Below are 24119 nucleotides of genomic sequence, written 5' to 3'. Positions count from 1 at the left end.
CGGGAATGTCGGGCGCGACCTTGGCGCATTTGATCCATCAATTCTAATTGTTCGATTTTTGGATTATACATAGACGATGTCTATCAATCGCGTCTCGCTCTATCACCTCGAAACCCTGCTGTGGATCGACCGGCTCGGGACCTTTTCGGCCGCGGCCGAGCGGCTCAACACGACGCAGCCGGCGGTGTCGGCGCGGATGCGTGAGCTGGAGCAGAGATTGGGGACTACGCTGTTCCGCCGCGACGGCCGGACGATGTCGCTCACGGCGGCGGGGCGCAAGCTCGTGCGCGACTGCGATCCGCTGCTTCGCGACATGCAGGTCGCGCTGCTCGGCAGCGGCGGTTTCGCCGAAGCGAGCGGGGTCGTACGCATCGGCGCGGGCGAGATCGCGGCGGCGAGCTGCCTTCCCGCCTTCGTCGCGAGCCTCAAGGCCGATATGCCGGGCGTCGGCCTCGAAATCGAAATCGACCTGACCGCGAACCTGATCCAGCAGTTGCTGACCGGCCGCACCGACATCGCCTTTGCCGCTGGGCCGATCGCGCACCCGGCCCTCAAGACCAGCCCGATCGGCGCGGTCGAACTCGTCTGGCTCGCGAGCCCCGCGGTCGCGTCGGCCTTTGCGGGCGGTGAGGCGATGCTGCCCGTCTGGTCGCTCGCCAGCCATTCGCCGATCCACGGCCGGATGCGCGAGGCGATCGAGGCATCGCGCATCGCGCAAAAGTCGCTCAACCTCTGCAACAACGCACGCACGATGATCGACATCGCAAAGGCGGGCGGGGGCATCGGCATCTTCCCGCAGCCGATGGTGCGCGGTGAATTGGCGAGTGGCGCGCTCGTTCAGATCGAAGCCATGCCCGCGCTCGCGCCGGTTGAATTCCACGTCGCGATGCGTGTCGCCGACACCGAACCCGTGCTCACGCAAATCTTCGAACGCGCGGCGGAGCTCAACCTCGCCGAAGCGTCAGGGTAGCGGCATCCCCAGCGCCGCCGACAGGTCAGCAAGCGCCTGTTCGCCGCTTGTCACCTTGATCGCATGCATGCCGAGCTGACTCGCAGGTTTGCAGTTGATGCCGAGGTCGTCGAGATAGATGCACTCGCCGGGTTCGACCCCGAGCTTCTCGCACATCATCTGATAAATTCGCGGGTCGGGCTTGCGCACCCCCGCCTTGCTCGATTCGATGACATGAACGAAGCGCGCCATGATGTCGGCGACCTCGATCGCCGCTTCCGCGCTGCGCGTCATGCCCGCGCCCTGGATGCCCATCTTGCCGCCGGGAACATTATTCGTGATGCACGCGATGGTGAAGCCGCGCGCCTTCAACGTGTCGAGCGCCGCGACCATCGACGGGCGCACCGCCCCCGCGATCACCGCCAGCACCGCCTCACCTTCCAGCTCATGCCCCAGCGCGCGGGCCTCCTCGGCGAAGAGCGCGTCGAATGCCGCGGCATCGATCTCGGCGCGCTCGAACTTCGCCCAGGCATTGCCGTCGGGGTTGGTCGCATTGACGCGCCGCACGAAATCCTGCGGCAACCCGCGCTCCTGCTCCAGCCGGTTGAACGCCTCGAAGGGCGAGGCGGTGATGACGCCGCCGAAATCGAAGATCACGGTCGTGAAGCGACCCATAAGTCATTCCTGTTGCTTGGGAGAGAAAGGGATCAGCGCAGCATGATGCTGGCGCGGGGCGTGTCGGTGCCGAAGCTCGTTTCTGCAACCTGCACGCCCGCCGCTTCGAGCACCGCGCGGCGGCTGTCGGCACGCGTTGCGAGGATCGCGGGTTCGAAGGTCATCGTGCGCGCATAGCAGGGGAGCGCGGCGATCCGGGCGAGCCACGCGGCGGTCTTCGGCCAGCGTGCCGGATCGGGCGTCCAGCCTGCGATCGCAGCGTTGCGCAACGGGCATGCCACGGCGAGGTCGGCGACCCCGACGGCGTCGCCGAACAGGAAGCCGGCCGTCGGTGCGTGCGCCTCGATCCAGTCGAGCGCTTCGGGCAGGTCGCCGTCGGTGACCTTGGCGAGCGCGTCTTCGTCGGGCGGGCGCTTGAACACATGCGGGGCGACGATCTTCGGATAGAAGAGCCCCCAGATGCAGAGGTCGCCGAGGCGGCTGTCGGCATATTCTTCGATCCAGCGCGACTGCGCCCGTTCGCGCGGGCTCTTCGGCAACACCGGAACGTCGGGGTATGCCTCGTCGAGATATTCGGCGATCACGGTCGAATCATTCACGACGAGGTCGCCGTCGATCAGCACGGGGATACGGCGCAGCGGGCTCAGCTTCGAAAATTCGTCATTGCCGTAAAAGGGCGTGATCGGATCGAGTTCATAGTCGAGCCCCTTCAGATGCAGGATCGCAAGGATCTTGCGCACATAAGGAGAGACGGGACTGCCGACGATCAGCATGGCTTTCCTTTATTTCTTCGCGGGCGTCGCCGCGACGCGATTGCCCGACCAGCTCGCATCGTCGATCGTGAGGTCGAGCTTGTCGGGCGAGCGCACCGTATCGAGCAGGAACACGGAAGGCCCGCTCGCGGCGAGGATCGCATCCATCGCCTTTTCAAGCGGGATGGTGACGGTCGGAAAGCGCGCATGGCTCGACTTGATCTCGACCTTGTTCGGCCCCGTGCGCGTGACCGTAATCGTCACGCCGCTTTTCGACGAGCCGCGCGCGTCGGAGATGATGTCGCCCTTGTACGTCCCCGCGACGCGGTCGGCGAGGTCGGGCTTGTGCGCGGGTGCGGCCTTGGGCGTTTCGGCCAGCGCCGCTCCCGCCGGGAGCAGGAGCGCGAGCGAGGTAGCGAAAACAAGCGTGCGAAGCATGGTCGGTCCTTTCGTGCGGCGGGGAAAGGGACTGCTCATGCGACCCTCATGGGACGACGACGATCCCCTTTTTGGGGTCGGCCTGTCCCGAGAGCATCTCCCGATAGGCAGCGAGCGCCGCATCGCCGCCGCTGCGCTTATCGACCGAAGTCAGCCGCGGCGCAACGTCCATGAAAGCCAGCCAGGCTTCGGCGATCTTCTGCCCGAACGCCGCGCCGCCCCAGTCGACGATGCGCTTCTGGCTGCGCCCGGGCGCGAAAAAGCCCTGCCGTTCGGGGCCGGGGAGCGCCGCCTGCCCGGCGTCGGCGTCCCAATGCGATTTACCGACGATGATCGAGGCCTTGAGGTTGTTTCCGAAATGGCTGTGCACCGCGCGCGTCACCGCGCCATTGCCCGCCATGTCGACGAGCGCCGAGGGCGTCGCGGGATTGAGCGTGAGGATGTCGTCATAGGCGATCACGCGGTCATAGATGCGCTGCGCATCGAGATCGGCGACATTCGCCTTGCTGGTGAGGCCGATCGTTTCGGGGCGATGGCCCGCGCGCCGCGCGAGCGCGAAGCCCAGCCCGATCGCGGTCTTGCTCGACGCGCTCGCGATCAGGATCTGGTCGGCGCCATAATCGCTTTCATCCTCGAACTGGTCGGCGATCAGCCAGCCGGTCAGGAACAACGGGCGGAAGACCGGCCAATAATCATGGTCGGCGGCCCGGTAATCGGGCAGCGCCTCGATCCGCTGATAATTATTGTAAATCGGGGGCAGCGTGGTGCGCCGCGGCGTGACGTCGGTGAAGCCGCCCGGGCCCGCCTTGCCGACGGCCAGCACGGCGGTCTCCGCCATCGGATAATAGCCATAGAAGCGATCGCCGACCGACACGCCCTCGGCTGCACTTTCGGTCACCGTCGCAAAGCCCCAGACGGGCAGGCGGCCGGCTTCGTCCCGTTCGGCGAAGAAATCCCAATAACCCTGATCGTTGCCGAACAGTCCGGCCGGCTTGCCGAACACGGCATAGGTGATGTTGTTCGCGGTCATTGCATAGCTGTCGAGGTGCACCCGCACCTGTCCCGGCGCGAGCGGTGCATCGGAATCGGAGACCAAATTTGCCTGCGTGATATCGTCGCGATCGATGTCGATCGCCCAGCCTGCTGCGCTCATGTCCGGACCCCTCCGATTGACTTGCCCGCGATTGCGGGATGACCGATAGTCATACAGATGGCATCGCCCCTGACAATCGCGGTCAAACGCATCCACGAACCGGCCGGTCCCGGCGACGGCACGCGCTTCCTCGTCGACCGGCTGTGGCCGCGCGGCGTCTCGAAGGAGAAAGCGGCGCTGGCGGCGTGGCTCAAGCCGCTGTCGCCGAGCGATGGGCTGCGCAAGCGGTTCCATGGCGAAACCGCCGATTCGGATGAGGCGTGGGACGCGTTCCGCTTGGACTATTTCGCCGAACTCGACGCGGGCGGCGAGGAGGTGAAGGCGGCGCTCTCCACGCTCGATGCGGCAGTGCGGGCCGGTCCCGTTACCCTGCTCTACGCCGCGAAAAGCGAGGAGCGAAACAATGCCGTGGCGCTGCGGGAGTGGCTGGAGCGGCGCTGACTCCCCAACCCCGTTCGCCCTGAGCTTGTCGAAGGGCCGTTCTTCTTGTGGTAACCGCAAAAGAAAAATGCAGTGCTTCGACAAGCTCAGCACGAACGGTTTGAAAGGCTGCTTCTAACCCACCGTCGTACCGAGCAACGATCCAATCGCGATTGTTGCGGCCATCGCGAATGCGCCCCAGAAGGTCACTCGCACCACCGGCCGCAGCATCGGCGCGTTGCCCGCCCACGCCCCCAGTGCGCCAAGAATCGCGAGAAAGACGAGCGATGCTGCCGACACCGTGAAGGGCAGCGTGTCGCCCTTGTCGACCAGAACGGTTGCCAGCGGCAGCGCCGCGCCGATTGCAAAGCTCGCCGCCGAAGCCGCCGCCGCCTGCGCTGGCCGCGCCGCCATTGCATCGGTCATCCCCAGCTCGTCGCGCAGATGGGTGTCGAGCGCATTATGTTCGGTGAGCTGTACCGCGACCTGCTCGGCCAGCGCGCGGTCGAGCCCGCGCTCCTGATAGATCAAAGTCAGCTCCTCGAGCTCATACTCGGGATCGGCGGCGAGGTGGCGCTTCTCCAGCTCGACGTCGGACCGTTCCGCATCGCTCTGCGAGCTCACCGACACATATTCGCCCGCCGCCATCGACATCGCGCCGGCGACCAGCCCCGCGGTGCCGGTGACGAGGATCGACGATTGCGACACGCCCGCCGCCGCGACACCCGCGATCAGGCTGGCGGTCGAGACGATCCCGTCGTTGGCGCCGAGGATCGCGGCGCGAAGCCAGCCGATCCGCGTGACGGCGTGGGTTTCCTCGTGCATGTGATGCTCCCTGTTGCAGGAGGCGCCATGATCGTCAGCGGGCGCGCTCCGACTTCAGCCCTGCTGCCGCGATCCCCGCGGCGGCGCAAGCGGCATCATCGGCGGGTGCCTCGCCCGACGCGCCCACCCCGCCGAGCCGCGTCCGCCCGTCGGCGCTGAAGATCGGCACGCCGCCCGCGACCGTGACGACATGCGGTGCATCGGCGAAACCCGGCGTGCCCTTCGCGGCTTCTTCCATCCCGCTCGTCGGGAAACCCCATGCCGCGACCGCGCGCGCTTTCTCCAGCGAGAAGTCCATCATGCCGAACGCATTGCCGTCCATCCGCCACATCGCGACGGGATGCCCGCCAAGATCGACGACCGCGATTGCATGGCCCTGTCCCTTGGCGCGCGCATGCGCGGCGCAGCCCTTGACGATCGCATCGGCCTGTTCGGCGTTCAGCATTTGCGCATTCGCGGGCGCCGCCATCAGCAGCGCCGCCATCCAGATCATCCTCATCCTCGCCTCCCCAATGGGGCGCGGGGTCAGTACTGCAATTGCAGCCCCGGTCTGGCCCAGCGCGTCTTCACGAGCCGGCCCGTCCCCGACAGGGTGATATAGGCATCCTGCCGGTCGGGCCCGCCGAAGGCGATGTTGGTGGTGAAGATATCGTCGGTCGCGACAAATTCGACGAGCGCGCCATCGGGGCCGACGACCGAAATGCCGCACTCGCCGATCGTCGCGACGCAGATATTGCCGTTCGCCTCCATCGCGAGGCTGTCGAAGAATTTATAGCCTGCGGGGCGGTAGAGCGGGATGCCGGGTCCGCCGGGGCCGGCAGCATCGTCGACCTTGCCCGGCGCGACGATGTTGAACTGGGTCAGGCGGCAGGTATAGGTTTCGGCCGCATAGAGCTTGGTGCCGTCGGGCGAGATGCCGATGCCGTTCGGATTATAGCTGGGGAAGATGACTTCCTCGATGAAACTGCCGTCGGCCTTGGCATAGAAGATGCCGACGATGTCGTGGCAGCGCGCGGCATAATCGACCTTGCCATGATCGGTGAACCAGAAGCCGCCATGCGCGTCGAACATGATGTCGTTGGGGCCGCGCAGCACGACGCCATGGTCGCCGCTCTTATAGAGGATTTCGACCTCGCCGGTGTCGATATCGATGCGCTCGATCCGCCCGCCCGAATAATCGTCGGCGATGCCGTGCGGCGCGAGATAGCCGTTTGATTCGACATAGTTGAACCCGCCGTTGTTGCAGCAATAAAGCTTGCCGTCAGGCCCGATCGCAAGCCCGTTGGGGCCGCCGCCGGGGGTCGCGATGACTTCCTTCCGGCCGCCGGGCCAGCAGCGCGTGATCCGCTTTGCCTCGATCTCGACGACGATGACGCTACCGTCGTCCATCACCACCGGCGCCTCGGGAAAGCGCAATCCGTCGGCGATCAGTTCAAACTCGGCCATCCTCGTCTCCCTTGCTCTTGCACTTTGGCTGTGCTTTGCGCGCATCATGCCCGTTCGCACGCTCTTCGCCACCAATTTTTACGAGGCCGATATCGGCTCATCCGACCTGCTCGAAGAGCTGGAGGAGAGCTGCCGCCTGTTCGCCGAAGAGGATGGCGCGGGGAAGGCGTGGAGCCGCGAGCATGGCTACAAGGGCTATACCAGCTACGCGAGCCTCGGCGACCTGCCCGAACGCGATCCGGCTTTTTACGACCTCAAGAAGCTGCTCGACAAGGAAGTGAAGGCGTTCGCCAAGGCGTGCCATTTCGACCTCGCGAAACCGCTCAAGCTCGACAGCCTATGGGTCAACATCTTGAAACCCGGCGGCACGCATAGCGGCCATATCCATCCACACAGCATCGTGTCGGGAACCTTCTATGTCGCCGTCCCGCCCGGATCGGGCGCGCTCAAGCTCGAAGACCCCCGCCTCGCGATGCTGATGGCAGCGCCGGGTCGCACCGACGAAGCGCCCGAGCATCTTCATCCCTTCATCTATGCCGAACCCGCTGCGGGCCGCGTCTTCCTGTGGGAAAGCTGGCTGCGTCACGAGGTGATGCCGCATTCGGGCAAGGGCGAACGGATCAGCATCAGCTTTAACTATCGCTGAGCCACCCTATATCGCCGCCATCCCCCCATTTCCTTGCGCAAGGATCTTATATGACCGCGACCTACGACGCCGACCTCCAGCTCTTTATCAACGGCGCCTGGCGGAGCGGCGAGGGGCGCGACGAGCGGCCGGTCTATAACCCCGCGACCGCGGGCACGATCGCCGAACTGCCGGTCGCCACCGCCGCCGACCTCGACGAAGCGCTCGCGGCCGCGACACGCGGCTGGCCGGTCTGGCGCGCCAAGACCGCCGACGAGCGCGCCGCGTTGATGCACAAGGCCGCGGGCATCATCCGCGAACGCGTCGAGCATATCGCGACCTTGCTGACGCTCGAACAGGGCAAGCCGATCGCGGAAGCGCGCGGCGAAGTGCTGTCGGCGGCGGGCCTGTTCGATTATTTTGCCGAGCAGGGCAAACGCATCGAGGGCCGCGTGCTCCAGCGTCCGCTCGGCCAGCGCGCGATGGTCACCAAACATCCGGTCGGCCCCGTCGCGGGGTTCAGCCCATGGAACTTCCCGGTCAATCTGATGGTCAAGAAGATCGCCCCCGCGCTCGCCGCGGGCTGCGTCGTGATTGCGAAGGCGCCCGAGGAAACCCCCGGCTGCACCAGCGCGATCATGCGCTGCATCGCCGATGCCGGCATCCCCGGTGACGTCGTACAGCTCGTGTACGGCGATCCCGACCAGATCAGCCGCCACCTGCTCGCGAGCCCGGTGATCCGCAAGGTGAGCTTCACCGGCTCGACCGCGGTCGGCAAGCATCTGATGAAGCTCGCCGCCGATGGCGTGAAGCGGATCACGATGGAACTCGGCGGGCACACCCCGGTGCTGGTGTTCGACGATTGCGACCTCGAAGCGACGCTCGACCGTGTTGTGACGCAGAAGTTCCGCAACGCGGGGCAGGTCTGCATCTCGCCGACGCGTTTCTATGTCCAGCAGGGCATCTACGATGCGTTCGTGAAGGGCTTTGCCGAACGCACCCAAAAGGTGAAGATCGGCAGCGGCCTCGACGCCGACACGCAGATGGGCCCGCTCGCCAACGCGCGCCGCATTCCCGCGCTGGAAGCGCTGGTTGCCGACGCCAAGGCGAAAGGCGCGCGCGTGATCGCGGGCGGCGAGGCGACCGGCAACGGTTATTTCTTCCAGCCGACCGCGATCGCCGACGTGCCGATCGAGGCCGATGCGATGAACAATGAACCCTTCGGCCCGATGGCGCTCATCCGTCCGTTCGCGACCGAGGACGACGCGCTCGAACAGGCGAACCGGCTGCCCTACGGTCTCGCCGCCTTCGCCTTCACCGAGAATGGCCGCCGCATCAACCGCATCGTCGACACGATCGAGAGCGGCATGGTCGGGGTGAACAGCTTCGTGATCTCGACGCTCGACATGCCGTTCGGCGGGATCAAGGAATCGGGCTTCGGCAGCGAGAGCGGGCCCGAAGGGCTCGACGGCTATCTGGTGACCAAGGCGGTGCACATCTACTAATGATCGTCGCCCGAGCGAAAGCTGGGGCCGCGATCGTTCCGACAGGGCGATGGAGATCCCAGCTTTCGCTGGGATGACGCTATCAATCCCGCTCCAGCGCCACGAAATCGCGCGCCATCGGCGCCAGATGCGCGCCGCCGTCAACGAAGATCGTCTGCCCCGTCACCGCCTCGGCGCGCGCCAGATACACCACGGCGTCGGCGATCTGTGCCGGCGTCGGCAGCGCCCCCAATGGCATGAGCCCCGCCAGCCGCTCGACCTGCGCCGCCGAATAATCCTCGGTCGCCATCGTCAGCCCCGGCGCGACGGCATTGACGCGCGCGCGGTGGCCGAATGCGACGGCCAGCGTCGCGGTCGCCTGCCACAGCGCCGACTTCGACAGGCTGTAGGCGATCTGGTCGGGCACCGGATGCGCCACGCGTTGGTCGACGATATTGACGATCGCGGGTCGTGCGCCTTCGCTATGCGTAATCAACGCCTTCGCCAGCATCACCGGCGCATGATGATTGATCTGCATCATCTCGGCGAGCGCTACCGCCGACAGGTCGGCCCACTCGCCCTCGGCGAACAGCGCGGCATTGTTAACGAGCAGGTCGGGCGCGCGGCCGAATTTCTCGATCACCGCGGGGATCAGCGTATCGACCTCAGCCGGGTTCGACAGGTCTGCTGCGAAGCGGCGGCTCTCGGCGCCAGTTTCAGCGAGCGCTTCGGCAAGTACCGGATCGGCTTCACCAGGGCTCCGCTTGTGAATCGCCAGCGCATAGCCCTCGCGCGCCAGCCGCGCCGAAATCGCGGCGCCGACGCGGTGCAGCCCGCCCGTGACCAGAGCGAGCTTTTGCGTCACTTGCGCGCCCGCTGCATCGTGATGCCGATCTCCTCGCCCTCCTCGGCGATCGCGAGCTTGACGATCTTCACCTCGACCTCTTCGACCTTCTCGTCCTGCAGGAACAAAGTGTCGATGATATGGTCGGCGACGCTTTCGATCAGGACGAAATGCACATCCTTGGGAATGCCCTCGGTCGCCGCGAATTTGAGGTGCATGTAATTTTTCGAGCGGCTGAGCGGTGTCACCGGATCATAATGATCGGCCATCGCCAGCTTCGCGCGCACCGAGATGCGCAGCGGCTGCGGCAGGTGGGTTTCTTCGGAATAGATGCCGGTCAGCACCTGGGCGGTCAGCCCGTTCACTTCCAGCCACAATGTATCGGTCACAAGAAATTCCTGTCCGTCGGGGGTTTGCAAGCGCCCCCCCGGTCCCCTGAGCCTGTCTAGGCGAATTGAAAACGTCGAGATCGTCGGGAGAAGCGCGCTGGGTAGAAGGAACGTGCAGCGCGGGCTGGTAGCCCGCGCAAACGATCCGACGCCCCCAGCGCGCTTCTCTCGACGACCGCGAAGCGGCGGGCCAATTTTGACCCAGAGCTGCGTTGCTCGTCAGTCACGATGGATAGCCGTTGCTCCTTCCTCGCGCCTTGCTCTGGGTCAAAATTGACTCCGTCTCGACGCTTTCAATTCGCCTAGACAGGCTCTAAGGCGCCGCCGCATTAGCGAAAGGGTACGCGTTGGTCGAGTTACTTCCATTGTCGAATATCGAGCCGCAGGCGGTCGAGGATCTGCTCGACGCCGCTTTCGGATCGGATCGCTTTGGACGAACCGCCTACCGCATCCGCGAAGGCATGGATGCGGTGCCTGCGCTCAGCTTCGCGCTGGTCGAGGACGGCGCGCTGGTCGGCACGATCCAGTGCTGGCCCGTCGCGCTGCGTGCGCCCGATGCCGCCGGCGTCCCGCTGGTGATGGTCGGCCCGGTCGCGATCCGCCCCGACGTCCAGCGCGGCGGTCATGGGCGCACGTTGATGGCGCAGATGCTCGATGCCGCCGAAACCGAAGCCGACGGCGCGCTGATGATGATCGGCGACCCCGAATATTATGGCCGCTTCTTCGGCTTCACCGCCGATGCGACGGGCGCATGGGACTTGCCCGGCCCGTTCGAGCGTCGTCGCCTGCTCGCGCGGGCGGTGAACGGGCACGACCTGCCGACGGGCGCGGGAATGATCGGGCCGCGCTGACCGTGCACGGGGTTGCACCCGCCGCGCGTCCGCCTATGTCGGATATATGGTCACCCCTGCGCCGTCGCTTCCGAAAGAATTTTCGCAGCTTTCGCTGACCGAAGCCGCCGAACTGCTGGCGGCGCGCAAGCTGCCGCCGGTCGAGCAATGGCATCCCGAGCGGACTGGCGACAGTTTCATGGAAATCCGCGCCGACGGCAGCTGGTTTCATGAGGGCGGGCGCATCAACCGGCCCGCGATGGTCAAGCTCTTCTCGACGATCCTGCGCCGCGAGCCCGATGGCAGCCATGTGCTCGTGACGCCCGCCGAAAGGCTGTCGATCGCGGTCGAGGATACGCCGTTCCGCGCGGTTGAGATGAAAAGCGAAGGCGAGGGGGCGGCGCGCAAACTGGTCTTCCGGCTCGACACCGACGACCTGGTTATGGCCGGTGCCGATCATCCGCTCAGCTTCGGCGGCGATGCCGACAATCCCGACCCGCGGCTGCACGTCCGGGGCACGATCGGTAACGGGCTCGAGGCGCGGATCGACCGCGCGCTCTATTATGAGATCGTCGACATGGCGCTGGCCGAGGACGCCGACGCGCCCGCGATCTGGTCGAACGGCACGCGCTTTCCGTTGGTGGACGCCTGATGCTGTCGGACAAGCTGCGTGCCGCGCTCGACAATCTGCTGCCCGATGCGGGCGAGGACGAAACCTATCTCGGCACCCCGACGCTGCGCGATGCCGCGGTGCTGATCGCCTTCACCGATCGCCCCGACCCCGGCGTCATCCTGACCCAGCGGCCGCAATGGCTGCGCAGCCATGCGGGGCAGGTCGCCTTTCCCGGGGGCAAGATTGATCCCGGCGACCGCGACGCGATCGACGCCGCGTTGCGCGAGGCCGAAGAAGAAATCGGCCTCAGCCGCCACGATGTCATGATCGCGGGTGCGACCGAGCCCTATCGGTCGGGCAGCGGCTATATCATCACGCCGGTACTCGGGGTGATCCCGCCCGATCTGCCGCTCGACCCCAACCCCGACGAGGTCGAGGACTGGTTCGAGGTGCCGCTCGACATATTGTTCGATCCCGACAATTACACGCAGCATCATGCGAATTGGCAGGGACAGGATCGCCATTATTATGACATGGACTGGCAGGGGCGGCGGATTTGGGGCGTGACGGCGGGGATTATCATCAATCTGGCGCGGCGGATGCCGGCGGGCTGGCACCGGTGACGGTCCTTCCCGGCGCCGAATGGCGCGACCGTCCCGGCCTGCGCCGCATCGTCGCCGCACTGCGCAGCGACGGCGGCGCGGTGAAAATCGTCGGCGGCGCGGTGCGCGATACGCTGCTAGGCTTGCCCGTCACCGACATCGACCTCGCAACGCCTTTGCTGCCGCAGGATGTGACGCGGCGGCTCGAGGCGGCGGATATCAAGGTGATCCCAACCGGCATCGCGCACGGCACCGTCACCGCGATCGCCAGCGGCGACCATCACGAGATCACGACCCTGCGCCGCGACGTCGAAACCGACGGCCGCCGCGCAACGGTCGCCTTCGCCGATGACTGGCGCGACGACGCCGCACGGCGCGACTTCACGATCAATGCACTCTACGCCGACCCCGATAGCGGCGCGATCGACGACTGGTTCGGCGGCCTTGCCGATCTCAACGCGGGGCGTGTCGCCTTCATCGGCGATGCCGCGACACGGATTGCCGAGGACCATCTGCGCATCCTGCGCTTCTATCGCTTCGCGGCGCGCTTCGGGCGCGGCGAGCTCGACGCGGTCAGCCACGCTGCGGTCGTGACCGCGCGCCAGTCGCTCAAAAGCTTGTCGCGCGAACGCATCGCCGACGAACTGCTCAAGATCCTCTCGCTGCCCGATCCGCGTGCGATCGTCGGCCAAATGTCGGCCGACGGCATATTCGCGGTGCTGCTGCCCGAACTCGATCCGGGCTTCGCCGTCGCGTTCGACCGGCTGCTGGCCAATGAGGATACCGCAGCCGTTCCGGTTTCGCCGCTGCGCCGCCTCGCGTCCTTGCTACCCGCCGACGCCGCGATCGCTGAACAGGTCGCGAGCCGGCTGCGCCTGTCGACGCGCCAGCGCAAACATCTCGCCGCGCTTGGCGGAAGCCGCGGCGACGTCGCGCGGCCGATCCGTCAACTCGCTTATGCCATCGGCGTCGACGCTGCGCGCGACGTGCACCTGCTCGTGGGTGATCCCGCAGCACTTGCGGCCTTGGCCGACTGGCAGGTTCCGGAAATGCCACTCAAGGGCGGCGACATCGTTGCGCGCGGGATCGCGGTCGGCCCCGAGGTCGCGCGCATCCTGAAGGCGGTCGAGGCCGAGTGGGTGGCGGAGGATTTCCCCGGCGCAGTACGGGTCGCCGAGCTCGTCGATCAGAAGATCGGCCGCACCAGCGACTGACGCCAATATTCGAGCGCGGCCTTGCCATCCATCGGCCGCGCGAACAGGAAGCCCTGGCCGAAATCGCATCCGAGCGCCGACAGCAGACGCGCCTGGTCGGCGGTCTCGACGCCCTCGGCGGTGGTCTTCATCCCCAGCACTTCGGCGAGGCTCTGGATCGTGCGGACGATCGCCACCTTGTCGCGGTCGTCGACCATATGTTCGACGAAGCTGCGGTCGATCTTGAGCACGTCGATCGGCAGGCGCTGCAGATAGGCGAGGTTCGAATAGCCGGTACCGAAATCGTCCATCGCGACGCGCGCGTCGAGCGCCTTCAACTCGCTGAGCACCGACAGCGCGAGGTCGGGGTCGCCGATGATCGCGCTTTCGGTGAGTTCGATCATCAGCCGTTCGCCGCCGATCTTCTGGCTTTCGAGCGCCTGGCGCACCACCGTGGCAAGGTCGTCGCGCACCAGCTGGATCGCCGAAACATTGACCGAGAAATAGGCGTCGACCACCTTGCCGCCATTCTGCCGGTCCCAATCGGCGAGCACTTCCGCCGCCTTGCCGATCGCCCATTGGCCGAGCGGAACGATCAGCCCCGAATCCTCGGCGATCGGGATGAATTCGGTCGGCGAAACCGCATGGCCGCTGCTGTTGTCCCAGCGCGCGAGCGCCTCAAACCCGGCGACGCGGCCGCTCGACAGTTCGATCAACGGCTGGAAGGCGAGGTGGAGCCGGTCTTCCTCGATCGCGTTGCGCAGCTCGGTCTCCATCCCGAAGCGATTGTCCGACAGCATCGCGGCTTCGGGTTCATAGATTTCGATGCGGTCGGTCTGCTTCGCGCGCTTGAGCGCAATCTGTGCATGACGCAGCTGATCGGCGACATCGGTGTCAGCTGCCGGCTGGATCGCACAGCCGAGCGCGCAATCGACGCTGACCTTCAGCTTGCCGATGCGGAAGGGGTGATCGAAGCAGCCGCGAATGCGCCGCGCCATTTCGCGCACATCGGCGCGGCCGCCGGTGACGCGCGTCGATATTGCGAATTCATCGCCGCCGGTGCGCGCCAATATGTCGCCGCTGCGCAGGCTCGATTTCAGCCGCCGCGCGACGGTGATGATCAGCTCGTCGCCCGCCATCGGGCCGATATGTTCGTTGATGCGGCTAAACCGCGCGAGGTCGAGCAGCAGGATCGCATGATCGGCACCGGGCCCCTCGTGGCGCGCACGCTGTTCGACCAGCTCCTCGAAGCCTGCGCGGTTGGGCAGCCCGGTCAGGCTGTCGGAAACGAGTTCGCGGCGCAAATTGCGCTCGGTCATCATTTCCTGCGTCCGGTCGATCAGCGTGAGCAGGAACAGCCCGTCGTCGCCCGATTCGGTCGGCAGCGGACCGATCGACCCGCGCAGGTCGCGCGCGGCGGGTCCGTCACCAAGCTGGCACGAGAATTCCTGCGATTCCTCCGGATATTGCGATGCGCGCTCGATCGCGCGCAGCATCTCGATCGGCGCCTCGACGCCCGCGGGGGACAGGCTCAACCGATCGAACGCGGCGTTGCTGGCATGCAGGCGGAAATTGCCGCGCGCCATCGGTCTGATCAGCGCGGCCGGGACGGGCAACGCGTCGATCCAGCCGACGAACAATAAGGGCCGGTCTTCGCCGGTTCTATCGATAGGCATAATAGAGGGTTTTGTGCGACCTTTCCCCATTGGCCCATGCCTAGGTTATGGGAAGTAAATAAGCGATTTACGGCTACGAGTAATTGCGGTCAGCCGAAGCGATTGTTCCGCGGAAAACCGGTCGGAGGCATCCGTCCGGCGGCCCCGCGCGCCACGCGCCAGGGGGCAAGGTCGGTTTCGGTGCGCGTGCGCCCGGTCTCGCCGCCCATCGCCCAGCTCAACCCTTCGGCAAAGGCGAAGCTGACGGCATCGGCAAGCCCGCCGTCGCGATAGCGTTGCAGCATCACGCCCTGACCGCGCGCCATCACCGGCACCTCGTTGATCGGGAAGACGACGAGTTTGCGGTTCTCGCCGACGACCGCGACGCTGTCGTCGCCCGTCGATATCGGGCGGACGACGGCGAGCGCCGCCTTGGGTTTCAGATTGACGACGTTGCGGCCCTTGCGCGTCTCGGCGACCACCTCGGCCATCTGCGCGATAAAGCCGTGGCCGCTTGACGAGGCGAGCAGCAGGCGGCCGTCGGCGCTCGCCGGGATCATCGCGACGATCCGCGCTTCGGGATCGATATCGACCATCAGCCGCAGCGGCTCGCCGAACCCGCGCCCGCCGGGCAGCTTGTCGGCGCCGACGGTGAAGAAGCGCCCGTCGCTCGCCGCGATCAGCAATTTGTCGGTCGTCTGCGCGTGCGCTGCGAACAGCAGCTCGTCGCCTTCCTTGAACTTGAATTCGGCCCACTGGTCGGCGGCGACATGGCCGCGTTGCGCCCGGATCCATCCGCGTTTCGACAGGATCACCGTTACCGGTTCCTTTTCGATCATCGCGTCGAGCGGAATTTCGCGTGCGGGCGCCGCTTCGGAAATCGTTGTGCGGCGCGCGCCGAGCAGGGTTTCGAGCCCATAGACGTCGCGCAGCTTTTCAAGGTCCTTGCGCAGCCGCGTCTTCTGCCGCGCCGGGCTCTCGATCAGCTTGGCGAGCTCCTCGCGCTCGGCGGTCAGATCGGCCTGCTCGCGCTTCAGCTCCATTTCCTCGAGCTTGCGCAACGAGCGCAGCCGCATGTTCAGGATCGCCTCGGCCTGCCGGTCGGTCAGGGTGAATTCCACTATCATCACCGGCTTCGGCTCGTCCTCGGTGCGGATGATCTCGATGATCCGGTCGAGGTTGAGGAAGGCGATGATATAGCCCGCGACCAGCTCCAACCGGTCGTCGATCTTTGCGATCCGATGCTGCGCGCGGCGGACGAGCACGACGATCTGGTGCATCAGCCATTCGGTGAGCAGCTGGTGCAGCCCCATCACCTTGGGCGTGCGCGTCGCGTCGAGGACGTTAAGGTTCAGCGCGAAACGGTTTTCGAGGTCGGTCAGCCGATAGAGGCTTTCCTTCAATACCTCGGGGTCGACGTTGCGGCTCTTGGGTTCGAGGACGATGCGCAGATCCTCGGCACTTTCGTCGCGGACATCCTCGAGGATCGGCAATTTCTTGTCGGCGATCAGCTGCGCGATCTGCTCGATCAGCTTGCCCTTGGCGACGCCGTACGGGATTTCGCTGATGACGAGCTGCCAGGTACCGCCCGACTGTTTCTCGATCCCGCTGTCTTCCCAGCTGCCGTCACCCAGCTTGCCGGTCGAAAAGCGCGCGCGAACGCGGAAACCGCCGCGCCCGGTTTCATAGGCCAAAGCGATCGTTTCGGGGCTGTCGACGACGATGCCGCCGGTCGGGAAATCGGGGCCTTTAACATGCTCGAGCAGTTCGGCGAGCTCGGCGCGCGGATTCTCGATCAGCACGAGCGCCGCATTGATGACCTCGGCGGCGTTGTGCGGCGGGATATTGGTCGCCATGCCGACCGCGATCCCGCTCGCGCCATTGGCGAGCAGGTTCGGGAACAGCCCGGGCATGATCTCGGGCTCTTCATCCTCGCCATTGTATGTCGGCTTGAAATCGACCGTGCCCTCGTCGAGCCCCTGCATCAGGTCGATCGCGACGCGCGTCAGCCGCGCCTCGGTATAGCGGTACGCCGCGGCATTATCGCCGTCGATATTGCCGAAATTGCCCTGGCCGTCGACGAGCGGATAGCGGAGCGAGAAATCCTGCGCGAGGCGGACCATCGCGTCATAGACCGCGGTGTCGCCATGCGGATGGAATTTGCCGATGACGTCGCCGACGACCCGTGCCGATTTCTTGTAACCCTGCGACGGGTCGAGCCGCATCGCGCGCATTGCCCACAGCAGGCGGCGGTGCACCGGCTTCAATCCATCGCGCAGATCGGGAAGCGAGCGCGCGGTGATCGTCGACAACGCATAGACGAGATAGCGTTCGGACAGCGCGCTGTCGAACGGGGTATCGGTCATGCCGGGGACGGGATCGTTGCTGTCGGGATCGTCGGTGGTGGTCGCCATTGTCCGGAGCCGATAGCAAGGCTGACGCGCCAAGGCAAAGGGGGATGCGGATTAGTAGAGGTTGTCTTTGTAATCCTTGTCGAGGCCCTTTTGCATAAAGCCGGGAATCGAAACCACCGCGCTGGCGATTCGTGCGCCTATGCCCTTGTTTTTGTTGAGCCGCAGATGCTCGGCGAACATCTTGGCGGGACTGATGTCCGCCGGAGCAGCCGCGGCGGGCCACAGCGCGGCTCGGCGCAGCGCGGCGCTGGGCGCGATGCGGATCGCGAGATCGTCGACACGCGCCGTCAGCAGCGGCTGCTTGTCGCCGACAGTGAAGGGTGCACGCGCGGCTTCGTCGCTCGTCAGCGCCGCCGATCCGGTGAAGGTCGCGACCGAACTGGCGCCCGGGATGAGCAGCGCCGCGGCGATGCGCGGCTGCGCGATGATGTTACGGAAACTGTCGGTGCGCCGGTTGCCCGGGCGGTCCGGGAAGCAGAGTGCGTCGCCGTCCTTGCGCGCCATCAGCCCTGCTGGATCGCCCTTGGGGCTAAGGTCGGCGGCGCCCTTGGGATCGATCGTCGCAAGCGCCATGAAGCGGCTTGCGGCGACGAAAGCATCGGGGTCGGCTGGCGCGCTTTCGTCGGGTTCGGCTTTCCAGAAGTCCGATCGGATCAGCGCCTTGGCGCAATGGACATAACATTCCTCGACCGCGATCCGCGCGACGCCGTCGGCGCTCGCCACGCGGCCGTTGATGCGCAATGTCTCGCCGATCCCGGGGAGCAGGAACAGCGAACCGAAACCCGCGCCGGGGCGCAGCAAGCCGGGGTCGTCGAAAAACTCCAGCGGAATCGAAAGCACTGCCGCGTCGCCGCGCGCGAAACCCGGAGCCCCGCCAGCGAGCGTGATCGCGATGCCGGCGTCGCCGCCGGTACCCGCGAACATCAGCGGCGAGGCGGCGAGCCAGCGCAGCGCGGTGGCGTCGAGATGGTCAATCACCTTGAGGTCGATCGCGGGCGGGGCCTTGCCCACCACGGCTTCGAGTGCGGCGATGCTGTCGATGGCGGTCATGGCCTGTCCCCTGCTCAAGGCTCGCATCATGGCGTTGTTGCGATTTATTCGCAATAAGTTTCGCTTGAGGCTTTTGCCCACAAAGACTTGAGCTCGCGCCGGGCGCCCCTAAGTTGGATGCCTGATTGGGGAAGGGATGGGATATTGACCGAAAGCCGCGAGGGCATCCGCCGCAAGAGCATCTGGTCGCGTGCGCAAGAGATGGCCGGACAGGCGCCGCCCGAGCGCAATCGCTACGTCGATTTCCTCCGCGCGCTGTCGATTCTTGCGGTGGTCGTCGGCCACTGGCTCGTCGCAGCGCCCTATATGAAGGATGGCGCGGTCGAGGGCGGACACCTGCTCGGCATATTGCCGTGGACGCAGTGGCTGACCTGGGGATTCCAGGTGATGCCGCTCTTCTTCCTCGTCGGCGGTTTCTCGAACGGCATGTCGTGGGCCGCGACGCTGCGCAAGGGCGGCTCGTACGAAAGCTGGTATAGCGGGCGCTTGCAGCGGCTGATCAACCCGGTGTTGCCATTGTTCCTGATCTGGACGCTCGTCGCGATGTTCGGAACGCTCGCGGGGGTCGATCGCGGCGTCGTCGCGATGGCGGCGCAGCTTGCTTTGATCCCGGTGTGGTTCCTGTCGGTTTACCTGATGGTCGCGGCTGTTGTGCCGTTGACGTGGCGGGCGTGGAAACGCTGGGGCTTCGCTTCCTTCTGGATGCTCGGTGCGGGCGCGGTCGCGATCGATGTTGCGGCGCTGCGCTTCGGCGTGCCCTACGTCAATTTCCTCAACTTCGGCTTTGTCTGGCTCGCGATCCACCAGCTCGGCTTCGCGTGGAGCGAGGGGCGGCTGAGGCCGGGCAGGGCGCTGCTGTGGGGCATCGGCGGGCTGGTCGCGCTCGGCTTGCTTGTCGGTTTCGGGCCCTATCCGGTCGCGATGATCGGCGTGCCGGGAAGCGGCCTCAGCAATTCGATGCCGCCGACGATCGCGCTGCTGGCGCTCGGCATCGCGCAGGCGGGCTTCGCGCTCGCGCTCGAGCCTGCGGGGCGGCGGATGCTCGATAGCCTTCGCATCTGGATCGGCGTCGTGCTCGTCAACGGCATGATCATGACGATCTATCTCTGGCACCTCACCGCCTTCGTCCTCGTGATGGTCGCGGCGTGGCTGCTCGGCGGGATCGGGCTCGATGTGGCGCCCGGCAGCGCGCCATGGTGGCTCGCGCGGCCCATTTGGTTTGCTCTCTATATCGCGGCGCTTTTTCCGCTGATCACCCTCTTCGCCCGCTACGAACGCGCGAGCAAGGACAGCGGCGAGGTGCCGCACTGGCGCCTGATCGTCGGACTGATCTTCATCTGTGCTGGGCTCGGCGCCACCGCGGCGATCAGCATCGCGAGCCCGCTCGGCGTGACGGGTGTGCGCCTCTGGCTCGTCGCGCTACCCTTCGTCGGCGCTGCGATCGCGCAATTCGGCCCGATCCATCGACTGTCGCAATCGCGGGCCTGACCTGTCACCGGCGTCGTTCCCAGCCTCGCGGGCTCGGCGATCAACTAACTGCCTTTCGTCGCCGGGGGCGCCGCCATCGTCCGCACCACCCGCATCGGAGGACCGCCATCGATGAAGGTGAAGCTTGAAAAGTCCGGCGCGAACTCGACCGTGATGCCAAGCGCTTCGGATCGAAAGCGCGTGGGTGAGAGCGCGACCAGCCGTTCGGCCGCGGAGGCGGGGGCGCCGACGAACTTCGCAAACAATCCCTCGGGTCGCGCGTCGATGTCGATGTTGAGCCCGCTACCCTCGAAGCGCCCCGCCGCCTTGGAAAGCTGCGCGAGCGGCAATGTCTTCGCCTCGGTGGCCGGCACCGCGATATCCGGCCAACCATAGTCGGCCGCAACGGCGCGCACGACTTCGTTGATGAGCCGCCGGCCGTCGCCGCCATTGGTCAGGACGACGATCCCTTCGCCCTTGCCGACATAGGCGGCCATGAAGGATTCGAATCCGGGGTTCACGCCGTCGTGGCCGAAGCGCGGGACACCGTCCCGGTAAAGGGCAAGCCCGAGCCCCCAATTGTCCTTGACCGGCGTCATCATCGCGCGCGTCATGGCGGGCGAAAGGCGGTGACCCTTCTCGCCCGCGCCGGATGCCTGAAGGTCGATCAGCAGGCGCGCGAGGTCGCCAGAACTGGCCCACAGCCCCCCGGCCGCCAGTTGGGGGACGACGACATAATAGCCCGGGATCGTCGCGCCATGAGCGGACCCGAACGCCATGTCGGTGCGGATCGCGGCTGACGGAGGCATGGCAAAGGCGCTGCGGGTCATGCCAAGCGGACCCAGCACCTCACGCTCGGCAAGATCGGAAAACGACATGCCGCTCACGTCGGAAAGCGCGAGTTGCGCCACCATATAACCGCCGCCCGAATATCGAAATTGCGCGCCCGCGGGAAATATGCTGCGAACGGGCTGGCTGTCGGCCGGCGGCAAGCCATCGAGGATCTGGACGGTCGTGGGGAGGGCCTCGCCGGGCAGGTACCCGCGATCGAAACCATGAACGCCGAGTCCGGCAGTATGGCTCAGTAACTGGCGCAGCGTGACGCCGCCCGGCGCCAGCTTCGGATCCTTCGGCAACTGCCAGGAACGCAGCGCGCCGTTGATATCGCTGTCGAGCCCGATCCTGCCCTGCTCTACCAGTCGCAGCGCCACCATCGCCGCCACGACCTTGCTGATCGACGCGGCCTGGAAGGCGGTGTCCGGCGTGACCGGCGCGCAGCTCGTGAGATCGCGAATGCCCCAGCCGCGTGTCCAGTCGAGCTTGCCATCGTGGATCACGGCGACGCTGAGCCCGGGCACATCATATCGGCGCATGCGTTCGGCGAGGCTGAACGGCTTGGCCCCCTTTTCGACGATCGGGGGCTGCAGATTTGCCTCGATATAGCGGCTATGCGCGTTGCTCGGCCCGCCCACAGCCTCGGCAGGGGAGGGGCAGCTGCCCGGCTGCGCGGCGGCGGGGGCGGCAATCAGCACGGCCATGGCTGTGCCAAATGATGCGAGCCCATGGTTCATTCCTGGCATCGGTATCCTCTCTTTGATCGGGCGAGGGTCGGCATAGCCATGCGACAGGCGCACGGCCGCGCATCGGCACGCGGCCGTGCGGTCAGTCAGTGGTGTCCTTCCGGGCGGTTGTCAGGCCGCGGGGTCGGCCTCGGCGGGTTGCGGTAAATCGGTGTGCCACGATGCCAGCCCTGCCAGCACCGCCAGTTCAACCACAAGAATGGCGCCTTGCAGCAGGGCTTGGTCGATCTCAAGGTTCAGCACCGCCATGAACGTCACGATGGCAATCGTCGTCGACAGCGTCAGCGCGCCCGCCTTGACGACGCGCGGCCAGTCGCGATTCAGTAGCAACCATGCCATTCCCAAATGCCCGATCGCGAGCACCAGCATGAGCACCACCAGCAACGGAATCGTGGCATGATAGGTGCCGGCGAGAAGGGCGTTCTGACCCGAGGTCAGGGCGCTGCCGCGGGCCAGCGTGTGCGGAAAGCCGAATAGTGCGAGGCCGATCTGAAGCGCGGCAACGGGGATCAGTAGCCCGAGCGCGAAGGCGTGCGCCGTCAAGCTGAAGCGCCCCTCATTATGCACCGGCATCCTGCGCAACGCGGCGACCAGACAACCGAATGCAAAGCGCAGCGGCTTGCCGGCGTCGATTGCCTCTTCGAGCTCGGCCTGCATGGCGAGCCCCCATTCGCGATGCTTCTCTTCCATGCAAGCTGTGGCCAGCGTCATCATGGCTCGGGCGACGGGCGTTCTCATGCGCGTATAAACTCCGGGGCGAATGCACCTGCTGCCGGCGCCACTTCCCGCGCCAGCGTCACGCCAGCCGCGGTCAGGCGATAGGCGTGACGGGCCGGGCGACCCGGCCGCTCCGGCTCGCGCCACTCGGCCTCGACCAGGCCCTGCTCGGACATGCGCATCAGCAGCGGATAGAGCGTCCCCGATTGAAGGCCGGTCTCCTTCATCAGCTCATAGCCGTGCCGCCACTGCTGGGTGCGCACCGAAAGCGCATAGAGAAGGAGCAACATCTGCTTCGAAGGGCGTCGCGATCGAACCATGTACTAAAAGTCACATATGTAGAGTTATCTGTCAAGGCTTCTGCTGACGGGTCGTGGTAGCGTGCGACTCTGGCGCGTTGACGGCCCGTTTCCGGCGCCGCGATTGCGCAGTCGGGTGCGATCCATCGACTGGTACAGTCGTGCCTTTTGTCCGCGGTCGAGGCGGAATGCCTGCTGGATAAAGAGCGAAGTTTTGCGATATTCGAAGTGGGGCGGTCCCTTCCGGTCGCAGCCATCGCGCGTGCGGGTCAGCGCTTTTCCCAATCCACCGGCCCGGTCACGAAACGGCGCTGGAGGTTTTCCAGCGTCTGGGCGTTGCCGCGCTCGAAGAAGGCGATCAGCGCCCGGCCGGCATCATTGTCGGGATAGCCCGTCGAGGTCAGTCGTACGCGGGTCTGGCGCCCCGCAGGCTCGATCTCGAACAGGCTGGTGACACCGCGATAGGTTTCCCAATGCGGAAATCCCGCAGGCGCCTTGATCGTGCGGAACACGAGCAGGCGCCCGGGGATCCGCGCCACGAACCGCTGCTGGACCGTCCCCGGGCCGCCCGGAGCCTCGGTGCGGTCGTAACTGGTTTCGAGTATGTCTGGATCGGCCGGCGAGATCCACGCCGCGGGCACCGCCCAGCTCATCCAGCCCTGCGGGGTCGAGATCGCGGTCCACACGTCCGCCACTGGTGCATCGACCAGCACTTCATGGACCATGGTGCGCGACATATCCGCTTCGATCGAGGTCGTGACGCGTACCGCCCCGGTCGCGGCTGCACCAGGCTCCGTGACGGCCGCAAAGGCGGCGACGACAAACGCAAGGGTCATGGTTCGCCTGATCATCGCGGGCAGTCTAACACCGCCTGCGACCCGCGCAATCGGACGCAGGGCGACGGCGCGTTTGGCTCCGCACAAAAGAAAACCGGCGCGGATCGCTCCGCGCCGGCTTCCCTCGGTAAATCTTGCGAAGCGTTACGCCTCAGGCGACGCGGCGCACTTCATTGCCTTCGTCGTCGATGTCGCGAAGGACGTAGCCGCGGCCCCAGACCGTCTCGATATAATTTTCACCGTGGCAGGCGAGCGCGAGTTTCTTGCGCAGCTTGCAGATGAAGACGTCGATGATCTTGAGTTCGGGCTCGTCCATGCCGCCATAAAGGTGGTTCAGGAACATTTCCTTGGTCAGCGTCGTGCCCTTGCGGAGCGAAAGCAGCTCGAGCATCTGATATTCCTTGCCGGTCAGATGCACGCGCGTCGTATCGACCTCGACCGTCTTGGTGTCGAGATTGACCGCCAGCTTGCCCGTCTTGATGACGCTCTGGCTGTGACCCTTCGACCGGCGGACGACCGCATGGATGCGGGCGACCAGCTCGTCGCGGTGGAACGGTTTGGTGACATAATCGTCGGCGCCAAAGCCGAACGAGCGCACCTTCGAATCCATTTCCGAAATGCCCGACAGGATCAGCACCGGCGTCTGCACCTTCGCGGTGCGGAGCTTTTTCAGCACGTCGTATCCGTGCATGTCGGGCAGGTTCAGGTCGAGCAGGATGATGTCGTAATCATAGAGCTTGCCGAGATCCAAGCCTTCCTCACCGAGATCGGTGGTATAGACATTGAAGCCTTCGGTCGTGAGCATCGTGTCGATCGCTTTCGCGGTCGTCGGCTCGTCCTCGATCAGCAGTACGCGCATTGGG

At 65.8% G+C, this 24119-nt stretch carries 26 protein-coding genes; 9 read left to right on the top strand and 17 right to left on the bottom strand.

All coding sequences use genetic code 11. The annotated features are described in order from the left end of the window. Positions 1–76: 76 nt before the first annotated feature. Positions 77–970, top strand: a complete 894-nt coding sequence (locus GGC65_RS10225) for a LysR family transcriptional regulator (protein ID WP_192647056.1) — start codon at positions 77–79, stop codon at positions 968–970. Here GGC65_RS10225 and GGC65_RS10220 read toward each other — a convergent pair. From GGC65_RS10220 to GGC65_RS10205, 4 genes are read right to left on the bottom strand one after another with little or no spacing between them, the layout of a single operon-like run. Beyond that, complete coding sequence (locus GGC65_RS10220) at positions 962–1624, bottom strand: HAD-IA family hydrolase (RefSeq protein WP_192647055.1); 663 nt, start codon at positions 1622–1624, stop codon at positions 962–964. The genes GGC65_RS10225 and GGC65_RS10220 overlap by 9 nt on opposite strands. A 32-nt stretch (positions 1625–1656) precedes the next feature. Then, complete coding sequence (locus GGC65_RS10215; protein WP_192647054.1) at positions 1657–2397, bottom strand: glutathione S-transferase family protein; 741 nt, start codon at positions 2395–2397, stop codon at positions 1657–1659. 9 nt (positions 2398–2406) lie between these two features. After that, positions 2407–2814 (bottom strand): hypothetical protein, encoded by a 408-nt coding sequence (locus GGC65_RS10210; protein ID WP_192647053.1) that lies wholly within the window; start codon positions 2812–2814, stop codon positions 2407–2409. 46 nt (positions 2815–2860) lie between these two features. After that, entirely contained in the window at positions 2861–3967 is a 1107-nt protein-coding gene (locus GGC65_RS10205; RefSeq protein WP_192647052.1) for a DUF2855 family protein, read from the bottom strand. A 57-nt stretch (positions 3968–4024) separates the two neighbouring features. Between GGC65_RS10205 and GGC65_RS10200 the strand changes: the two genes are divergently transcribed. After that, the gene (locus tag GGC65_RS10200; protein ID WP_192647051.1) at positions 4025–4408 is read left to right on the top strand and encodes a DUF488 domain-containing protein; all 384 of its coding nucleotides are present in this window, start codon (positions 4025–4027) and stop codon (positions 4406–4408) included. Between the two features lie 114 nt (positions 4409–4522). On the opposite strand, the gene GGC65_RS10195 is transcribed toward GGC65_RS10200, so the two are convergent. The 3 genes from GGC65_RS10195 to GGC65_RS10185 are packed head-to-tail and all read right to left on the bottom strand — an operon-like array spanning position 4523 to position 6658. Then, positions 4523–5212, bottom strand: coding sequence for a VIT family protein (locus GGC65_RS10195; RefSeq protein ID WP_192647050.1), 690 nt, complete (start codon positions 5210–5212; stop codon positions 4523–4525). Positions 5213–5246: 34 nt separating this feature from the next. After that, a complete protein-coding gene (locus GGC65_RS10190; RefSeq protein ID WP_192647049.1) occupies positions 5247–5711 on the bottom strand; it encodes a GlcG/HbpS family heme-binding protein in 465 nt (154 codons plus the stop codon). A 26-nt stretch (positions 5712–5737) separates the two neighbouring features. Then, a complete protein-coding gene (locus tag GGC65_RS10185) occupies positions 5738–6658 on the bottom strand; it encodes an SMP-30/gluconolactonase/LRE family protein (RefSeq protein WP_192647048.1) in 921 nt (306 codons plus the stop codon). A gap of 46 nt (positions 6659–6704) precedes the next feature. On the opposite strand from GGC65_RS10185, the gene GGC65_RS10180 reads away from it, so the two are divergent. Next, on the top strand, positions 6705–7304 hold the full coding sequence (locus GGC65_RS10180; protein WP_192647047.1) for a TIGR02466 family protein: 600 nt from the start codon (positions 6705–6707) through the stop codon (positions 7302–7304). A 50-nt stretch (positions 7305–7354) separates the two neighbouring features. Beyond that, on the top strand, positions 7355–8788 hold the full coding sequence (locus GGC65_RS10175) for an NAD-dependent succinate-semialdehyde dehydrogenase (protein WP_192647046.1): 1434 nt from the start codon (positions 7355–7357) through the stop codon (positions 8786–8788). Between the two features lie 82 nt (positions 8789–8870). On the opposite strand, the gene GGC65_RS10170 is transcribed toward GGC65_RS10175, so the two are convergent. Further along, the gene (locus GGC65_RS10170; RefSeq protein ID WP_192647045.1) at positions 8871–9632 is read right to left on the bottom strand and encodes an SDR family oxidoreductase; all 762 of its coding nucleotides are present in this window, start codon (positions 9630–9632) and stop codon (positions 8871–8873) included. Next, positions 9629–10000 carry a dihydroneopterin aldolase gene (locus tag GGC65_RS10165; RefSeq protein WP_192647044.1) on the bottom strand — a complete coding sequence of 124 codons (372 nt, stop codon included), beginning with the start codon at positions 9998–10000 and terminating at the stop codon, positions 9629–9631. The genes GGC65_RS10170 and GGC65_RS10165 overlap by 4 nt, the downstream gene beginning before the upstream one ends. A 347-nt stretch (positions 10001–10347) precedes the next feature. On the opposite strand from GGC65_RS10165, the gene GGC65_RS10160 reads away from it, so the two are divergent. From GGC65_RS10160 to GGC65_RS10145, 4 genes are read left to right on the top strand one after another with little or no spacing between them, the layout of a single operon-like run. Beyond that, positions 10348–10851, top strand: coding sequence for a GNAT family N-acetyltransferase (locus tag GGC65_RS10160; RefSeq protein ID WP_192647043.1), 504 nt, complete (start codon positions 10348–10350; stop codon positions 10849–10851). Positions 10852–10897: 46 nt separating this feature from the next. Next, positions 10898–11482, top strand: a complete 585-nt coding sequence (locus GGC65_RS10155) for a DUF1285 domain-containing protein (protein ID WP_192647042.1) — start codon at positions 10898–10900, stop codon at positions 11480–11482. After that, on the top strand, positions 11482–12066 hold the full coding sequence (locus GGC65_RS10150; RefSeq protein ID WP_192647041.1) for a CoA pyrophosphatase: 585 nt from the start codon (positions 11482–11484) through the stop codon (positions 12064–12066). Before GGC65_RS10155 ends, GGC65_RS10150 begins: the two co-directional genes overlap by 1 nt. After that, entirely contained in the window at positions 12063–13259 is a 1197-nt protein-coding gene (locus GGC65_RS10145) for a CCA tRNA nucleotidyltransferase (RefSeq protein ID WP_192647040.1), read from the top strand. The genes GGC65_RS10150 and GGC65_RS10145 overlap by 4 nt, the downstream gene beginning before the upstream one ends. On the opposite strand, the gene GGC65_RS10140 is transcribed toward GGC65_RS10145, so the two are convergent. The 3 genes from GGC65_RS10140 to GGC65_RS10130 form a co-directional block, all read right to left on the bottom strand. Next, on the bottom strand, positions 13232–14914 hold the full coding sequence (locus GGC65_RS10140; RefSeq protein ID WP_225940764.1) for a putative bifunctional diguanylate cyclase/phosphodiesterase: 1683 nt from the start codon (positions 14912–14914) through the stop codon (positions 13232–13234). The two genes, GGC65_RS10145 and GGC65_RS10140, sit on opposite strands and share 28 nt — an antisense overlap. Before the next feature lie 89 nt (positions 14915–15003). Continuing rightward, positions 15004–17307 (bottom strand): DNA topoisomerase IV subunit A, encoded by a 2304-nt coding sequence (gene parC, locus GGC65_RS10135; RefSeq protein WP_192647038.1) that lies wholly within the window; start codon positions 17305–17307, stop codon positions 15004–15006. 51 nt (positions 17308–17358) lie between these two features. Beyond that, complete coding sequence (locus GGC65_RS10130; protein WP_192647037.1) at positions 17359–18357, bottom strand: pyridoxamine 5'-phosphate oxidase family protein; 999 nt, start codon at positions 18355–18357, stop codon at positions 17359–17361. Between the two features lie 144 nt (positions 18358–18501). On the opposite strand from GGC65_RS10130, the gene GGC65_RS10125 reads away from it, so the two are divergent. Then, positions 18502–19845: an acyltransferase family protein gene (locus tag GGC65_RS10125; RefSeq protein ID WP_192647036.1), complete on the top strand. Its 1344-nt coding sequence runs from the start codon at positions 18502–18504 to the stop codon at positions 19843–19845. Positions 19846–19889: 44 nt separating this feature from the next. Here GGC65_RS10125 and GGC65_RS10120 read toward each other — a convergent pair whose 3' ends face one another. From GGC65_RS10120 to ctrA, 5 genes are all read right to left on the bottom strand, one after another. Further along, positions 19890–21362 (bottom strand): serine hydrolase domain-containing protein, encoded by a 1473-nt coding sequence (locus GGC65_RS10120; protein WP_192647035.1) that lies wholly within the window; start codon positions 21360–21362, stop codon positions 19890–19892. Between the two features lie 153 nt (positions 21363–21515). Next, on the bottom strand, positions 21516–22118 hold the full coding sequence (locus GGC65_RS10115; protein WP_192647034.1) for a hypothetical protein: 603 nt from the start codon (positions 22116–22118) through the stop codon (positions 21516–21518). Positions 22119–22138: 20 nt separating this feature from the next. Then, positions 22139–22411 (bottom strand): PadR family transcriptional regulator, encoded by a 273-nt coding sequence (locus GGC65_RS10110; RefSeq protein WP_192647033.1) that lies wholly within the window; start codon positions 22409–22411, stop codon positions 22139–22141. Positions 22412–22689: 278 nt separating this feature from the next. Then, complete coding sequence (locus tag GGC65_RS10105) at positions 22690–23271, bottom strand: SRPBCC family protein (protein WP_192647032.1); 582 nt, start codon at positions 23269–23271, stop codon at positions 22690–22692. Between the two features lie 136 nt (positions 23272–23407). Beyond that, a complete protein-coding gene (gene ctrA, locus GGC65_RS10100) occupies positions 23408–24115 on the bottom strand; it encodes a response regulator transcription factor CtrA (RefSeq protein WP_037513859.1) in 708 nt (235 codons plus the stop codon). Positions 24116–24119: the final 4 nt, after the last annotated feature.

The sequence above is a fragment of the Sphingopyxis sp. OAS728 genome (assembly GCF_014873485.1).
GTDB lineage: Bacteria > Pseudomonadota > Alphaproteobacteria > Sphingomonadales > Sphingomonadaceae > Sphingopyxis.
This window is presented reverse-complemented; position numbering and strand designations above follow the sequence as displayed.

Coding starts and splice junctions, on each gene's coding strand:
- GGC65_RS10210 (WP_192647053.1), bottom strand. CDS start 2,814: ATGCTTCGCACGCTTGTTTTCGCTACCTCGCTCGCGCTCCTGCTCCCG.
- GGC65_RS10195 (WP_192647050.1), bottom strand. CDS start 5,212: ATGCACGAGGAAACCCACGCCGTCACGCGGATCGGCTGGCTTCGCGCC.
- GGC65_RS10120 (WP_192647035.1), bottom strand. CDS start 21,362: ATGGCCGTGCTGATTGCCGCCCCCGCCGCCGCGCAGCCGGGCAGCTGC.
- parC (WP_192647038.1), bottom strand. CDS start 17,307: ATGGCGACCACCACCGACGATCCCGACAGCAACGATCCCGTCCCCGGC.
- GGC65_RS10215 (WP_192647054.1), bottom strand. CDS start 2,397: ATGCTGATCGTCGGCAGTCCCGTCTCTCCTTATGTGCGCAAGATCCTT.
- GGC65_RS10200 (WP_192647051.1), top strand. CDS start 4,025: ATGGCATCGCCCCTGACAATCGCGGTCAAACGCATCCACGAACCGGCC.
- GGC65_RS10150 (WP_192647041.1), top strand. CDS start 11,482: ATGCTGTCGGACAAGCTGCGTGCCGCGCTCGACAATCTGCTGCCCGAT.
- GGC65_RS10175 (WP_192647046.1), top strand. CDS start 7,355: ATGACCGCGACCTACGACGCCGACCTCCAGCTCTTTATCAACGGCGCC.
- GGC65_RS10130 (WP_192647037.1), bottom strand. CDS start 18,357: ATGACCGCCATCGACAGCATCGCCGCACTCGAAGCCGTGGTGGGCAAG.
- GGC65_RS10205 (WP_192647052.1), bottom strand. CDS start 3,967: ATGAGCGCAGCAGGCTGGGCGATCGACATCGATCGCGACGATATCACG.
- GGC65_RS10155 (WP_192647042.1), top strand. CDS start 10,898: ATGGTCACCCCTGCGCCGTCGCTTCCGAAAGAATTTTCGCAGCTTTCG.
- ctrA (WP_037513859.1), bottom strand. CDS start 24,115: ATGCGCGTACTGCTGATCGAGGACGAGCCGACGACCGCGAAAGCGATC.
- GGC65_RS10220 (WP_192647055.1), bottom strand. CDS start 1,624: ATGGGTCGCTTCACGACCGTGATCTTCGATTTCGGCGGCGTCATCACC.
- GGC65_RS10190 (WP_192647049.1), bottom strand. CDS start 5,711: ATGAGGATGATCTGGATGGCGGCGCTGCTGATGGCGGCGCCCGCGAAT.
- GGC65_RS10225 (WP_192647056.1), top strand. CDS start 77: ATGTCTATCAATCGCGTCTCGCTCTATCACCTCGAAACCCTGCTGTGG.
- GGC65_RS10105 (WP_192647032.1), bottom strand. CDS start 23,271: ATGATCAGGCGAACCATGACCCTTGCGTTTGTCGTCGCCGCCTTTGCG.
- GGC65_RS10140 (WP_225940764.1), bottom strand. CDS start 14,914: ATGCCTATCGATAGAACCGGCGAAGACCGGCCCTTATTGTTCGTCGGC.
- GGC65_RS10180 (WP_192647047.1), top strand. CDS start 6,705: ATGCCCGTTCGCACGCTCTTCGCCACCAATTTTTACGAGGCCGATATC.
- GGC65_RS10185 (WP_192647048.1), bottom strand. CDS start 6,658: ATGGCCGAGTTTGAACTGATCGCCGACGGATTGCGCTTTCCCGAGGCG.
- GGC65_RS10115 (WP_192647034.1), bottom strand. CDS start 22,118: ATGATGACGCTGGCCACAGCTTGCATGGAAGAGAAGCATCGCGAATGG.
- GGC65_RS10110 (WP_192647033.1), bottom strand. CDS start 22,411: ATGTTGCTCCTTCTCTATGCGCTTTCGGTGCGCACCCAGCAGTGGCGG.